The sequence below is a fragment of the Nonomuraea sp. B208 genome, assembly GCF_057536035.1.
Genome location: NZ_BAAJOU010000023.1, coordinates 236778 through 251135 on the forward strand (window position 1 = coordinate 236778; position 14358 = coordinate 251135).

The window sequence follows — 14358 nt, forward strand, 5'->3', positions numbered from 1 at the left end:
CACATGGATGTGACGCCTTAGCGTCCCGACTGTTCAGTCGTAACGCACGGACAGGAGCGGATCATGCCAGGAGCGGTGATCATCGGAGCGGGGCCGGGGATCGGGAGGTCGGTGGCGCGGCGGTTCGCGGCCGAGGGGATGGCCGTGGCGCTCGTCTCCCGTACTGGAAGGACTTTGGGCGTGGCCGGGGCGCGCGGCTACCGCGCCGACTGCGCGGACGAGGGCGCGTTGCGGAGCGCATTGGACGCGGCCCGCGCGGATCTCGGCGTTCCGGACGTCGTGGTCTACAACGCGGCGATCATCCGCCCGGACACGGTGGGTGAGGCCACGATGCGCGCCCACCTGGACGCCTGGGCGGTCAACGTGGTCGGCGCGCTCGTCGCCGCCGCGCACCTGGCGCCCGCGATGGCCGGGCGCGGCGGCGGGACGTTCCTCGTCACCGGCGGCATGCCGGAGCCCGAGCGGCAGTACGTGAGCCTGTCGCTCGGCAAGAGCGGCGTGCGGACGCTGGTGGCGCTGCTGGACCAGGAGTACGGCCCGTCGGGCGTGCACGTGGCCTCGGTCACCGTGGCGGGCCCGGTCGCTCCCGGCACCCCGTTCGACCCGGACGACATCGCCGAGCACTACTGGCGCCTGCACACCCAGCCCCGCGACCGGTGGCAGCACGAAGTGCTCCACGCGGGCCGGTCCGTGGCCTGACCCCCGGACCCGAAGCCTCAGGGGGTGAGGGTGAAGGTGGTGGTCGCGGCGGTGCGGCCGTTGAGTATGACGTCGAGCTCTCGCGGGCCGGGCGGCTCGTCGCGGGTGGTCACCGGGCGGAAGGAATGGGACTTGCGCACCACGAACGTGGCCCCCGGCGCGGCTGCCTCCCGCTGACCCAGGTGGAACACCCGCCGCGAGCCCGGACGGCGGACGGCGTATTTGAGCAGCAGCGGCCCGGCCGCCCCCGAGGTGACCGTGACGGTGAAGGCCAGCTTGCCGCCCACGGCCACCGTGTCGGCCTCCAGGGACAGCGACTCCACCTCGCCGCTGCCGGGCACGGCTCCCACCAGGGCGAGCGCCTCGGGATGGCCGGAGCGCAGGAGGCCGCGCACCGCGTGCCGCAGCACCTTCTCGACGTGGGAGCCGCTGTCGGACCGCCAGCGCGCCAGCAGGGCCAGCGCCGCCTCCGGGTGGTCCTTGGCGAGGTCGTTGACGTGGTTGGCGACCGAGCGGCGGACGTATTCGCTGGGGTCGTCGCGCAGGCGGTCGAGCAGGGGCAGCGTGGGGCCGGGGGTCATGAGCCAGCCCACGCGGGTGGCCCAGGGCAGGCGCGGCCGGGTGCCCTCCGACGCCAGCCGCCGCAGGTGCTCGTCGGGGGACTCCGCCCAGGCGTGCATGATCTTGAGTGCGTCGTCGCGGTGGCGTTCGAGGTAGGGGCGGACGGCGAACTCGCCGGTCGCGTGGGGCGTGAGCGTGGCCAGCGTCTCCATCGCGGGGTGCAGGTGGTCGAGGCCGTGGACCGCCGTGTGCTCGGTGGCGGGCCAGCCGCTCCACAGGTCGAGCCTCGCGTGCGCGGCGCTCTCCCGCACGACGGCGGCGGCCTGCGGGTAGGGCAGGGGCAGCGCCTCGTGCAGGGCGTCGGCCACGTGCCTGACGCGGTCCTTCAGCTCCAGCCCGGCGAGCCCGCCGAGGGCGCGCGCCACGAACCGGTCGCGGGGGAACGGCGGCCAGGCGGCGGCCAGCCCGTCGGCCAGCGTGGAGACGGACCGGAGGTTGATCATGTCCTTGAGAGGTTGCGCCACGTGGAGACTCTGCCAGCCGCCACCGACAGAAACCCGGCAGAGACCCGGCAGCAACCCGCCGGAGACCCGTCAGGTGACGGTGATGAGGCGGATGAGCTCCTCGCGGAAGCGGTCGTAGTCCTCGACGGCGCCCAGCAGGTCGCCGGAGTCGCGTTCCTTCTCGCGGGCCATGGCGAGGACCGCGTCCCCGGCCGGGGTGAGCTCCACGAGCATGCGGCGGCGGTCGCCGGGGTCGGCGCGCTTGACGACGTGGCCGGAGCGGCGCAGGTGCTCGATGGTGCGGCTCATGGTCTGGTCGGTGACGCGGCAGGCCGCCGCCAGCTCGCGCTGCGTCCGTGGCCCGGGGGTGAGGTGGTGCAGGGCGATCAGGCCGGCGTGGGAGAGCTGGTGGGCGGCGAGGAAGTCGTGGAAGCGCCGCTCGACCAGGCGCGCCGCCACCGACAGCAGCCGGCCCACGGGCCAGGAGCTGACGTCCGCGAGCATGTCGCCGGGGGCGTCCACGAGCGGGTCGCGCGCGTCGCCGCCGGTGTCCATGAGCGGGTCCCCGGGGGAGTCCGTGCGCGGGTCGCGCGCGTCCGCGAGCGTGTCACGAGCGTCGCCGGGGGCCTGCGCGAGCGGGTCGTGCGGGTCGCCAGGGGTGAGCTGTTCCTCCGCCACCCGTTCATTCTTCCAGACGGGCCGTCTCCCGGGGCCGGCCCAGCCGGGCCGCTCGCAGGCCGAGCCACAGCAGCACCGCCAGCACCCCCACGAGCAGGTACTCGATCGCCGGGATGCGCACCACGGCCGACACCCCGGAGAGGTCCCCGCGCAGGCCGTACACGACGAGGGCGCCGGCCGCGTACGCGATCCCGAGCGCCCACCGCGTCCCCCGCCCGAGCCCGAGCCCGTGCATCTGGGTGACGACGAACACGCCGAGGAAGCCGAACAGGAACATCGGCCACATCCCGTCCGGGCCGCTGTTCATGACGGCCACGAGCGTGCCGTGCGCCGCCACCGCCAGCTCCAGGGTGAGGGTCCACCAGCGGTTGGTGTGCGCCCGGGTGAGGAAGAGGCTGCCCTGCAGGAGCAGCAGGAACATGTACATGAACCCGATGAGGTGGCCGCTGGTGCTCTCCATCGGGTGGTACCAGAACGTGTAGACCGCCGCCCAGCTGAACAGGTAGCCGTGGTAGCGGCGGGCGAAGGCGACGATCTCCTGCCTGATGGGCGCCGGCCGGCCGAGGAACAGGCCGCGCCGCCGGTTCTCCATGAGCAGCACCGCCACGAGCAGCAGGATCACCGACCCCTGCGAGCTGAAGATCGACACGTCCTGCGCCAGGCCGTCGTAGAAGAGCTGGGTCTGGAGCAGGTGGAGGACGACGAAGCCGGTGTTCACGGCCAGCGCGACGACGTTGAGCCGGTGCAGGCCGGAGGTGTAGCTGCGGACGCGGGTCTGGGCGCGGTGGATGAGCCACCAGAACGCGACCTGGTGCGCGGCGTAGCACAGCCAGGCCGAGGCACGCGTCCAGACGGTGGGCTCGGGCAGCTTCCAGTAGTACCAGGAGGCGCCCTGGTCGGGGAGCAGGGCGAGGCCCTGCAGCCGCTGCCCGAGCAGCCAGACCAGCCCGGTGAGCGCGGCGCCGGCGGTCACGCCAATGACCAGTACGGGCCCGGCCCGCAAATCCTTCAGCATGCTGAACATTATGCGAATCGTTCAGCATGCTGAACAAGACTCAGGCGGTGGTCTCCCTCCACCGGTTGGTGATCGGCAGGCGGCGGTCCCTGCCGAAGTTCTTCGGCGTGATCTTCGGCCCCGGCGGGTACTGGCGGCGCTTGTACTCGGCGAGGTCCACCAGCCGGATCACCCGCGTCACCAGCTCGGGGTCGTGCCCGGCGGCGATGAGCTCCTGCGAGCCCATGTCCTTCTCGACGTAGTCGTCGAGCAGCCGGTCCAGCACCTCGTACGGCGGCAGCGAGTCGGTGTCGCGCTGGTCCGGCCGCAGCTCCGCGCTCGGCTCCTTGACGATCGAGTTCTCTGGGATCGGCCGCTCGGCCTCCAGCAGGAAGCCGGGGCGGGTGTGGGCGTTGCGCCAGCGGGCCAGCTCCCACACCATCGTCTTCGGCACGTCCTTGATCGGCGCGAAGCCGCCCGCCGAGTCGCCGTAGAGGGTGGAGTAGCCGGTCGCGAGCTCGCTCTTGTTGCCGGTGGTGAGCACCAGGTGGCCGTTCTGGTTGGACAGCCCCATGAGGATCATGCCGCGCACCCGGGCCTGGAGGTTCTCGGCGGCCAGGCCCGACAGCTCGATCTCCTTCTCGAACGCGGTCACGATGTCGGCGATCGGCGCGATCCGCGCATGGAGACCCTGCCGCCGCACCAGCTCCTCGGCGTCCGCCACGGAGTGGTCGGAGGAGTAGCGCGAGGGCATGAGCACCACGTGCACCCGGTCGGGGCCGATGGCGTCGGCGGCGATCGTGGCGGTCAGCGCCGAGTCGATGCCGCCGGACAGACCGAGGATGACCGAGCGGAAGCCGTTCTTGGCGACGTAGTCGCGCACCGCGAGCACCAGCGCCGAGTAGACCTCGGCGTGCGGGTCCAGCCGGTCGGCGACGGGCGCGGGCTCGGCCGGGCGGGGCGCGACGGGCTCGGCCGACAGCACCAGGCGGTCGACGGTGATCGTGGTGCCGTCGCCCGCGTCGTACGGGAACGAGCCCGTCTCCGCGTCCGAGACCGGCAGGTCGTCGAGGTCCACCACCAGCAGCTCCTCGCGGAACTGCCCGGCCCGCGCGACCAGCTCGCCCGAGCGGTCCACCACCAGCGAGTCGCCGTCGAAGACCAGCTCGTCCTGCCCGCCGACCTGGTTGGCGTAGGCCAGCGCGCAGCCGGCCTCGCGGGCCCGCCGCGCGCACAGCTCCAGGCGGACGTCGTCCTTCTCCTTCTCGTACGGCGAGGCGTTCGGCGCCACCAGCAGCCCCGCCCCCGCCTGCCCGACGACGGACACCGGGCCGCCGTCCTGCCAGAGGTCCTCGCAGACGGCGACGGCGACGTCCACGCCGTGCAGCCGGAAGATCGGCAGCCGGTCGCCGCGCACGAAGTAGCGGTATTCGTCGAACACCCCGTAGTTCGGCAGGTGGTGCTTGGCGGTCCGGGCGACCACCTCGCCACGGAAGAGGACCGCGGCGGCGTCCAGCGGGGCGCCCTTCGGCTGGCCGACGCGGGGGGCGAGGCCGGCGCGGTCGACGTAGCCGGCCACCACGGGCAGCTCGCCGAGGCCCTCCTCCCGCAGCCTGCGCGCCACCTGCTCCAGGGTGCGGATGCTGGCGTCCACGAAGGACGTCCGCAGCACCAGGTCCTCGACGGGATAGCCGGTGAGGAACATCTCGGTGAAGACGACGAGGTGAGCGCCGCGCTCGGCGGCCTCGCGGGTCTGCTCGACCAGCCGGTCCGCGTTGGCGCTCAGGTCGCCTACGGTCGGGTTCGTCTGTGCCAGGGCGATGCGCAGTTGTGCCACGCGCCCCAGCCTAGTACCCCCCGATTTTTATCGTCAAAGCGACGAAAAGTGCGCTTTTTCGCCAGGAGTCACCAAACCCGACTCGTACGCCGTCATGACGAGCTGCGCCCGGTCGAACAGCCCCAGGTGTTCGAGCAGCGACTTGACCAGCGTTCCGACCTCCTCCTCCGGCAGCGACAGCGTCTGCCCGATCTGCCGGTTCGTCAGCCCGCGCGCGACGAGTTTCAGCACGTCGAGCCGGGCGTCGGAGAGGCCGGCCAGCGCCGGGGGAGAGGACGGGTCGGTGCGCCCGGCGAACGCCGAGATCAGCCGGGTGGTCATCGCCGGGTCGATGAGCGCGTCCCCGGCCGCCGCCGCCCTGATCGCCGCCAGGAACTGCTCGGGGGGCGCCGTCTTCAGCAGGAAGCCGCTCACGCCCGCCCGCAGCGCCGCGTACAGGTTCTCGTCGCTGCCGAACGTGGTCATCATGACGACCTTGGGCGGATCCTCCCCGGCCAGGATGCGGCGGGCGGCGGCCAGGCCGTCCAGGTGCGGCATCTGGATGTCGAGCAGCACGACGTCCGGCCGGGTGGCGCGCACGCCCGCGATGGCCTCCTCGCCGTTGGCCGCCTCGCCGGCCAGGCGGACGCCGGGATCGCTGGCGATCATGGCCTTGACGCCGGCCCGTACCAGCGCCTGGTCGTCGGCGACGAGCACACGCAGCACGCCGCCGGACGCGGCAACCGGGGCTTCGGAGGAGGCGGCAGGGGGAGTGGCGGGCGGGGCGGCGGGAGGGGGGTCCTCCAGCCGCTGCGCCAGCATGTCCGCCTCCAGGCGCTTGAGCCCGGCCGTCAGGTCCAGGCCCAGCTCGTCGCGCCACACCGCGCGGGCCCGGCGCAGCGCGGCCAGCGCGTCGCCCTGGCGGCCCATCCGGTAGAGCGCCACGGCCAGCAGCCGCCAGGCCTCCTCGCGCAGCGGGTGCTCGGCCGCGTGCGCCTCCAGGTCGGCCACCAGGGACGTGGCCCGGCCGAGCGCCAGGCCGGCGTCGGCCCGCCGCTCCACGGCGATGAGGCGCAGCTCCTCCAGCCGGCTCGCCTCGGTCACGGCCCAGCTCAGGTCGGCGAACTCGGCCAGCGCCGGTCCCCGCCACAGCCCGAGCGCGGTCTCCATGTCCGCCCACACCTGGGCGGGCGGGCCGTCGGACTTCACCAGGCTCTCGAAGCGCCAGGCGTCCACCTGCCCGGTGCCGGCCCGCAGGGCGTACCCGGGCGGGGCCGAGACCAGCACCTCCGCCTCCTCGCGCGGCGCGCGGCCGGGCTCCAGGGCGCGGCGCAGGCGGGAGACGTAGCCCTGGATCGTGGACAGGGCCTGCGCGGGCGGGTTGCCCGGCCAGAGCTCGTCGATGAGGGTGTTCACGGGCACGGCGCGGCCACCGGCCACGAGCAGGCGCGCGAGCACCGCTCGCTGTCTCTGGCCGCCGAGGTCGAGAGGGGAACCGTGCGTCCAGGCTTGGAACGGTCCGAGAGCGGTGAAGGTCAGCATGTCAGGCGTAACTGTAGAGGGAGAACGTGTTCCGGCATATGGCGAATTGTCACAGTTCTGGTCGTGGTCGTCACGGGGATGCCTTTCCGTGTGGTGAAAATTATCGGCGGACTGCCAACAAAAGATCAAAATTTTCTCAACGAGAACCCGGAGCGGGGCTCAGGCGCGGCGGCGGATGGCCGGGCCGAGGGCCAGCATGCCGGCGGCCGAGGCCAGGCCGACCGCGCCGATCGTGAACCACAGCGCCCGCGGCCCCAGCTCCAGCAGCGGCCCGCCGAGCAGCGGGGCCAGCACCGCCGCCGCCGACCAGGCGAGCCCGAACAGCCCCGCGTACCGGCCGCGCAGTTCCTCCGGCGCCAGCGCGGCCACGATGGTGCCGGCGATGCCCGCCGTGACGATCTCGCCGGCCGTCCACACCGCGATGGTCGCCGTCAGCCCCAGGGTGCTCGTGACGAACGCGGTCAGCGCGAACCCGGCCCCCATCACGGCCAGGCCGAGGGCGAACGTACGGGCCGGATCCCGGCGGCCGAGCCAGCCGGACACCAGCGGCTGCACGACCACGATCAGCACGCCGTTGAGCGCCATGGCCGTGCCGTACTGGGCCGTGGACAGCCCAGCCGCCTTCGTCATGGCCACCGGCAGCATCGTCATCGTCTGCGCGTACACCAGCGCGTTGCCCAGTACGACCAGCGTGAACGCGACCATCACCCGGTCACGCAGCACCGCGCCGAACCCGCCGGTCGCCTGCCGCGCCCCCTCGGGCCGCGTCTCCGGGACGGCCCGCCACACCAGCACCGCGAAGACCACGCAGGAGACCGCGTCGATCCAGAACAGCCAGAGGAACCCGAGCCCGGCGAGCCAGCCGCCCGCCGTCATGCCGACCGAATAGCCGAGGTTGATCCCCCAGAACAGCAGCCCGTACGCCCGCGGCCGCTCCGCCGGCCCCACCAGGTCGGCGACCAGCGCGTTCGAGGCCGGCCTGTAGAGATCGATGACCACCCCGAGCACCAGCATCGAGGCGAGCACGGCCGGCAGCGAGACGCTGTAGCCCAGCGCGAGCATCGCGGCGCCGCTGGCCAGCATGCCGCCCGACAGCGTCGCCCGCCGCCCGATCCGGTCCGTCAGCATCCCCGCGAGCGGCTGCGACAGCAGCGAGCCCACTCCGAAGACGCCCATCACCAGCCCCGCGGCGGTCACCGACAGGCCGCGGGCCTGGGTGAGGTAGACGCCGGTGAAGGGCATGACCATGGTGCCCAGGCGGTTGACCAGGGTGCCGCCCCACAGGGCCCAGAACGGACGGGGCAGCCCGCCCACCTGGGCGCGCAGGAACGACGGGGGCTTCTCGACGGACGTGCTCGACATGCTCCAGAGACTGCGACCTCCGAGTTGGCCGGGCGAACGATTTAGCCCACACTTAAACGATGTCCATCACGTGGGTGATGCGGCCCGAGGACGTGGCCCGCATCCGGTTCGCGTTCTCCCCGCTGTGGGAGCTCGTCGCCAGTCTGCGCACCCTGCGGCGGCCGGCCCGCCAGTCCCTGCACCTGCCGTGGATCAAGGCCGTGCGCCCCCGGCTGGCCGGGCTGGACCTCACCGAGCTGCTGGCGCTCGTGCCGCCGACCGGCTACCTGGCCGACTTCCTCACCCCGCCGCCCGACACGCCGCTGCCCGACTTCGCCGCCGAGCTGGAGCGGGTCAGGCGCACCGCGCCCGAGCGGGTCCTCGACGAGCTGGCGCACCTGCGCGAGGCCGGCCGGGCCGACCCCGCGGTGCTGGACCGCCTCGCCGCCGACCCGGAGGCCACGGTGACGCGGGCGGCCGACGCGCTGGAGGCGTACTGGGAGACGTGCTTCGCCGAGTTCTGGCCCCGCGTGTACGCCCTGCTCGAACGCGACGTGCTGCGCCGCTCCCGTCAGCTCGCCCAGGGCGGGGCCAGTGAGCTGTTCGCCGGGCTCGACCCGGCCGTCACCTGGACGGGTGAGCGGCTGCTGGTGGACCGGCCCTGGTGCGCCACCGGCGGGCTGCACGGCGACGGGCTGGTGCTCGTGCCCAGCGCGTTCCACTGGCCGTCGGTGGCCGTCATGTCGGCCCCGTACCAGTCGATGCTCGTCTATCCCGTGCTGGGCGTGGGCACCCTGTGGGAGCAGGGGCCGCCGCCCGCGCCCGGCGCGCTGGCCGCGCTCATCGGGCGCAGCCGGGCGCGGATCCTGCTCGCGCTGGCCGAGCCCGCCACCACCTCGGCGCTGGCCGGCCGCATGTCCCTCACTCCTGGCGCGGTCAGCCAGCACCTCGGCGTGCTCAGCGGCGGCGGGCTCGCCGTCGGGATGCGGGTCGGCAAACAAGTCGTCTACCGCCGCACCCTCGCCGGCGACATGCTGGCCGGTCAGGCGTAGCGGGCCGACTCCAGCAGCCAGTCCAGGTGGGCGCGCGGCGCGGCCAGGTAGGCGCAGGCCACCAGGCTGACGTCCCTGGCCGCCTTCGGCGCGAGGTCCTGCAGCGGCAGCCGCCTGGCGGCCGTGTGCATGTCCTCGCAGCGCCGTACGATCCGGTCGAGCACCCAGGCGGTCGCCTCCCGCTCGCCCAGCCCGAGCTGGCGCATCGCGAGCACCACGAAGTTGTGCACGTCGCCGCGCTCCTTCGGCCGCGAGGCGACGTCGTTGCACCAGGCGGTGACGTCGCTGCAGGCGTCCACGAGCTGCCGCCACGGCTCCGAGTCGTGCAGCCAGTCCGGCACCTCCACCCGCAGGCACGGCTCGACCAGGTCGTACAGGTAGGGGCCGACCGTGCCCCTGCGCAGCGCCGGGTACTCCTCCAAGGTCGGCATGCGGCGAGCCGCCCGGTTGTCGGCCTCGGTGCGGCAGGCGTCGTGCTGACGCTGCAGCCCCACCGCGAACCTGGCCCGCCACCGGTCGCTCATCCGCGCGCTGGTCACCCGCCACAGGTCGGCGAAGGCCGCCTCCAGCGGATGCCGCGCCGAGCCCCTGAGCAGGCCCTGGAAGACCTCGACCGGGCACTCGCCCTCGTCCAGCTCGTCGTCGAGATGGAACAGCCAGGTCAGCCACTGCGCGAACAGCGCCGCCGCGGCCGCGTCGAACTCGGCGAACGCCCGCGCCGCCATCCGGTGGAAGCCGACGCCCGGATCGGCCCGCAGGCCCGTGCGCCGCGCCCAGTCGATGACCGCGGCCTCGATCGCGTACACGGAAGGGTGCATCCGGCACGGCTCGGCCATCGCGGGCACCCGCTCGGTCAGCGGCAGCAGCGCCAGCGCCGCCGAGCCGCCCCGGCGCGGCAGCGGCATCATCGAGGTCAGGACCGAGCGCAGCGCGGTGCGCACCGTGGCGAACACGTTGGTGCCCGTCTGCTCCGTGGCGCTCTCCGCCTGGTTCACGATGTTGTTCACGGTGTTGTCCGCGGTGTTGTTCGCGGTGTTGTTCACAGGGGCGTTCACAGCGGGCCGAACAGCCAGTTGCCCGCGGCGTTCGGGTCCGCGCTGCGGTAGAAGTCGGCGGCGGCCGCGACCAGGCCGGCCACGGTCAGCGTGCCCCGCCCCTCCCGGTCCAGCCGGTCGAAGGCCGCGTCCACGTCGTCGTAGGCGACGCCGAACGCGCTCAGCATCGTACGGAACTCCCCGATCGTGACGTCGCCGTCCCGGTCGCCGTCGCACAGCTCGGCCACCGCCTGCGTGGCCGGACGGAACACCGCGTCGTAGGAGTCGCCGGTCACGAACGCGGCCGTCATGGCCATGCGGAAGTCCGGGCGGGCGATGCCCGAGTCGCCGTCGCGCTCCAGCGTCCGGGCCAGCGTGGCCCAGATGCCGTCGAAGCTCCCGACGAGGCTCGCCCCGGTGACCGAGGTGGGGGACTCCCCGAAGCCCACCAGGATGCGCGCCCCCAGGCCCAGCAGGTCCTCACGCTCGACGACCCCGTTACGGTTCGCGTCGATGTGGTCGAAGGCCCGATCGAGCTTGTGATTGAGCAGGTCGATAGCCACCTTGCCTCCCCCGAGACTGACTGCGTTGATCACAGTAAGACGGGGCGGGGGCTTTGTCAGCGAGGCTCGCACCGGCATTGTCGGCGGGCCCGTCGGCGGGACCGTCCGGGGGCGTCCTCACCGCGTCCTCACCGCGACCTCCCGTAACCTGTGCGAAACACGGACACGGCATCCTGATAGGAGACCTGTACTGTCTGCATGAGGGGATGCCTTGGACCGCCAGCAGGAGTTCGTGCTCCGCACGCTCGAGGAACGCGACATCCGGTTCATCCGGCTCTGGTTCACCGATGTTCTCGGCTTCCTCAAGTCCGTCGCCATCGCCCCGGCCGAGCTGGAGGGCGCGTTCACGGAGGGCATGGGCTTCGACGGCTCGGCCATCGAGGGCTTCGCCCGCGTCTACGAGTCCGACATGCTCGCCAAGCCCGACCCGTCGACGTTCCAGATCCTGCCCTGGCGCAGCGAGACGCCGGGCGCCGCGCGCATCTTCTGCGACATCCTGATGCCCGACGGCTCGCCCTCGCACGCCGACCCGCGCTGGGTGCTCAAGCGCACCCTCGCCAAGTGCGCCGACATGGGCTTCACCTTCTACACCCACCCCGAGATCGAGTTCTTCCTGCTGAAGAACCGTCCCGAGGCCGGCATGCGGCCCGAGCCGATCGACTCCGGCGGCTACTTCGACCACACGCCGCACAGCTCAGGACACGACTTCCGGCGCCAGGCGATCATGATGCTGGAGTCGATGGGCATCTCGGTGGAGTTCAGCCACCACGAGGGCGCGCCCGGCCAGCAGGAGATCGACCTGCGCTACGCCGACGCGCTCACCACGGCCGACAACATCATGACCTTCCGCCTGGTCATGAAGGAGGTCGCGCTGGAGCAGGGCATCTGGGCCTCGTTCATGCCCAAGCCGTTCACCGAGCACCCCGGCTCCGGCATGCACACCCACATGTCGCTGTTCGAGGGCGACCGCAACGCCTTCTACGAGGCCGGCTCCGAATACCGCCTGTCCAAGGTCGGCCGGTCGTTCATCGCGGGCCTGCTGCGGCACGCCGCCGAGATCACCGCCATCACCAACCAGTGGGTCAACTCCTACAAGCGGCTGTGGGGCGGCGCCGAGGCCATCGCGGGCCAGGGCGGCGAGGCCCCCTCCTACGTGTGCTGGGGCCACAACAACCGCTCGGCCCTGGTCCGGGTGCCGATGTACAAGCCGCACAAGGGCGGCTCCACCCGCATCGAGTTCCGCTCGCTCGACTCCGCCTGCAACCCCTACCTGGCCTTCGCGCTCATCCTGGCGGCCGGGCTCAAGGGCATCGAGGAGGGCTACGAGCTGCCGGCCGCGGCCGAGGACAACGTGTGGACCCTCACCAGCGCCGAGCGGCGCGCCCTCGGCATCCAGCCGCTGCCGGGCTCGCTCAACGACGCGATCGAGGTCATGGAGCGCAGCGAGCTGGTGGCCGAGACGCTCGGCGAGCACGTCTTCGACTTCTTCCTGCGCAACAAGCGGGCCGAGTGGCGCGAATACCGCCGCCACGTCACCGAGTTCGAGCTCGGCCGCTACCTGCCGATCCTCTGAGCCCGCGGGTCCCGCGGCCGGGGCCGTCCGGTCCCGGCCGCGTGGGGACGGGACCGGACGGGCGCCCTACTTGTTGACGTGGCGGTTCAGGTAGAGCGCCGCCTTCTTCATGGCGGCCGCGCTCTTGCCCGCGCGGTGCCGCTCGGCGGTGGCCACGGCCTGCTTCAGCGTCGTCCTGCCGTGCACCTTGGCGGAGGAGTCGTACACGCCGTGCGCGTAGTTGAGCCAGGCGGCCAGCAGCTCACGGTCGAGCAGCGCCTTGGCGGCCTTGCTCTTGGTGTTCAGCACCTTGTACGCCTTGCCCAGCGTGCCCGCGCCGGTCAGCTCGGGGAAGACCTTGCTGCCGTTCTGGGCCAGGGTGAGGTAGCAGCGCAGCGTGGCGTCGCTCAGCGAGCCCTTGCCGCGCAGCATCTCCACGGCCCACGCCTTGGCGCTCAGCGGCTTGCCGCCCCTGCCGCGCGAGCAGGTGTCGGGCACGGGCTGCGGGTCGCCGTAGATGCCGGGGTCGACGTTGCTGTGGCCGTCCTCGGGCGAGGTCGTGGGCGTGGGGGTCGGCGTGTTGGTCGGCGTCGCCGACGGGGCCGGGGTCGGGGTGCCGGTGGGCGTCGGGGTGGGGGAGGGGGACGCCTTCGACGGCAGGGCCGCGGTCAGGTCGATCCGCTTGGTGGTCACGCCGCCGTACGTGATGGCCTTGCCGGTGTCCTGCAGCTTGGCGATCCGGCCCTCGCCGGGCAGCTGCGGGTACGCCTGCCGCACCAGCGCCAGCGCGCCGGCCACGTGCGGGGCGGCCATCGAGGTGCCGCTGAGCACCCGGTAGCCGCCGCCCGGCGCGGCGCTGTTGATCTGCACGCCGGGCGCGAACAGGTCGAGCAGCGCCCCCCGGTTGCTGAAGCCCGCCACGGCGTCCTTGTCGTCGGTGGCGCCGACGGCGACCGCGGCCGAGACGCAGGCCGGGCTGGACACGCCGTCGGTGAAGCCCTCGTTGCCCGCGGCGACCACGACGCTCACGCCGAACTGCTTGAGCCAGACGATCTCGTCCTTCAGCGCGCCGGCCGACGGGTCGGTGTCGCAGTGCCGGGTCTGCTTGGCGCCGCCGCCGAGGCTCATGTTGACCGCGACGACGTTCTTGCCGGCGTGCACGCTGTCGACGTACTGGAGCGCGGCCTTCTGCGCGGAGACGAAGGTGGCGAAGCACGGCGCGGCCCTGCCCAGCTGCTCCTGGCAGACCGGGCCGTCGAGCCGGGTGAACACCTGGATGGGCAGGATGCCCGCCTCGGGGGCGACGCCGTTCGACGGGGCGCCCGCCGCCTTCTTGCCGGCCGCGATGCCCGCCACGTGGGTGCCGTGGTAGCACTGGTTGGCGCCGTTCACGACGCAGGCGGCGGTCTCGGCGTCCGCCGCGCCCGCGCCGGTCTGGACCGACTGGCCGTTGGGGCAGAGCGGCTTGGCCCCGTAGTACGGGTCCGTGGACGTGGCGGAGAAGCACGCCTCGCCGACGATGCGGCCGGCGAAGAACGGGTGGTCGCGGTCGATGCCGGTGTCGAGGACGGCGATGGTCGAGCCCTTGCCGGTCCAGCCGGCCGCGTTGGCCTTGTCGGCGCCGATGAGCTTGGTGCTGACGTCGAGCGTGGCGACGCTCAGGCGGTCCTCGTAGACGGCGGCGACGCGGTCGTCGGTCCTGACCTCCTCCAGCGTCGCCTTGTCCAGGTTGGCGACCAGGAAGTCGTCGGAGAGCTTCTTGTCGACGACCTGGGTGCCCTTGGACGCCTTCTCGGTGTCGGCGGCCACGGCGTCGACGCTCTGGCCCTTCTTCAGCTCGATGACGGCGCGTACCTTGTGCCCGCCGCGCACCTCCGCCGTGACGTTCGTGGCGATCTCGGGATCGCCCGCCGCGGCGTGGGCGGGGGCGGCGACCAGCGCGCCCGTGGTGGTGAAAGCGAGCACGGACGCGCCCGCCAGCAGAGACCGTAGTCTCACTGGACCTCCGGGGGGTAGAGGGGGT

The 14358-nt window shown here is 72.8% G+C and carries 12 protein-coding genes; 3 read left to right on the plus strand and 9 right to left on the minus strand.

Going from position 1 to position 14358, the window contains the following annotated elements; genetic code table 11:
* Nucleotides 1-63: 63 nt before the first annotated feature.
* Nucleotides 64-699: an SDR family NAD(P)-dependent oxidoreductase gene (locus tag AC27IY_RS24975; protein ID WP_487179330.1), complete on the plus strand. Its 636-nt coding sequence runs from the start codon at nt 64-66 to the stop codon at nt 697-699.
* Between the two features lie 17 nt (nt 700-716).
* Here AC27IY_RS24975 and AC27IY_RS24980 read toward each other — a convergent pair whose 3' ends face one another.
* The 6 genes from AC27IY_RS24980 to AC27IY_RS25005 form a co-directional block, all read right to left on the minus strand.
* Nucleotides 717-1784, minus strand: a complete 1068-nt coding sequence (locus AC27IY_RS24980) for a DNA alkylation repair protein (RefSeq protein ID WP_487179331.1) — start codon at nt 1782-1784, stop codon at nt 717-719.
* A gap of 69 nt (nt 1785-1853) precedes the next feature.
* Nucleotides 1854-2441, minus strand: a complete 588-nt coding sequence (locus AC27IY_RS24985; RefSeq protein WP_487179332.1) for a MarR family winged helix-turn-helix transcriptional regulator — start codon at nt 2439-2441, stop codon at nt 1854-1856.
* A 4-nt stretch (nt 2442-2445) separates the two neighbouring features.
* Nucleotides 2446-3456 carry a hypothetical protein gene (locus tag AC27IY_RS24990; RefSeq protein ID WP_487179333.1) on the minus strand — a complete coding sequence of 337 codons (1011 nt, stop codon included), beginning with the start codon at nt 3454-3456 and terminating at the stop codon, nt 2446-2448.
* 40 nt (nt 3457-3496) lie between these two features.
* Nucleotides 3497-5272: an NAD+ synthase gene (locus AC27IY_RS24995; RefSeq protein ID WP_423472499.1), complete on the minus strand. Its 1776-nt coding sequence runs from the start codon at nt 5270-5272 to the stop codon at nt 3497-3499.
* Nucleotides 5273-5305: 33 nt separating this feature from the next.
* On the minus strand, nt 5306-6793 hold the full coding sequence (locus AC27IY_RS25000; RefSeq protein WP_487179334.1) for a BTAD domain-containing putative transcriptional regulator: 1488 nt from the start codon (nt 6791-6793) through the stop codon (nt 5306-5308).
* Between the two features lie 159 nt (nt 6794-6952).
* Nucleotides 6953-8155 (minus strand): MDR family MFS transporter, encoded by a 1203-nt coding sequence (locus AC27IY_RS25005; RefSeq protein ID WP_344214498.1) that lies wholly within the window; start codon nt 8153-8155, stop codon nt 6953-6955.
* Nucleotides 8156-8214: 59 nt separating this feature from the next.
* Here AC27IY_RS25005 and AC27IY_RS25010 point away from each other — a divergent pair, with 59 nt between their 5' ends.
* Nucleotides 8215-9186 (plus strand): DUF5937 family protein, encoded by a 972-nt coding sequence (locus tag AC27IY_RS25010; RefSeq protein ID WP_487179335.1) that lies wholly within the window; start codon nt 8215-8217, stop codon nt 9184-9186.
* Here the strand turns inward: AC27IY_RS25010 and AC27IY_RS25015 are convergent.
* Both AC27IY_RS25015 and AC27IY_RS25020 read right to left on the minus strand, forming a co-directional pair.
* On the minus strand, nt 9177-10229 hold the full coding sequence (locus AC27IY_RS25015; RefSeq protein ID WP_487179336.1) for a terpene synthase family protein: 1053 nt from the start codon (nt 10227-10229) through the stop codon (nt 9177-9179). The genes AC27IY_RS25010 and AC27IY_RS25015 overlap by 10 nt on opposite strands.
* Nucleotides 10230-10237: 8 nt before the next feature.
* The gene (locus tag AC27IY_RS25020) at nt 10238-10783 is read right to left on the minus strand and encodes an EF-hand domain-containing protein (protein ID WP_423452846.1); all 546 of its coding nucleotides are present in this window, start codon (nt 10781-10783) and stop codon (nt 10238-10240) included.
* A gap of 211 nt (nt 10784-10994) precedes the next feature.
* Between AC27IY_RS25020 and glnA the strand changes: the two genes are divergently transcribed.
* The gene (glnA, locus tag AC27IY_RS25025) at nt 10995-12356 is read left to right on the plus strand and encodes a type I glutamate--ammonia ligase (RefSeq protein WP_344214506.1); all 1362 of its coding nucleotides are present in this window, start codon (nt 10995-10997) and stop codon (nt 12354-12356) included.
* 66 nt (nt 12357-12422) lie between these two features.
* Here glnA and AC27IY_RS25030 read toward each other — a convergent pair whose 3' ends face one another.
* The gene (locus AC27IY_RS25030; RefSeq protein WP_487179337.1) at nt 12423-14333 is read right to left on the minus strand and encodes a S8 family peptidase; all 1911 of its coding nucleotides are present in this window, start codon (nt 14331-14333) and stop codon (nt 12423-12425) included.
* Between the last annotated feature and the right edge of the window lie 25 nt (nt 14334-14358).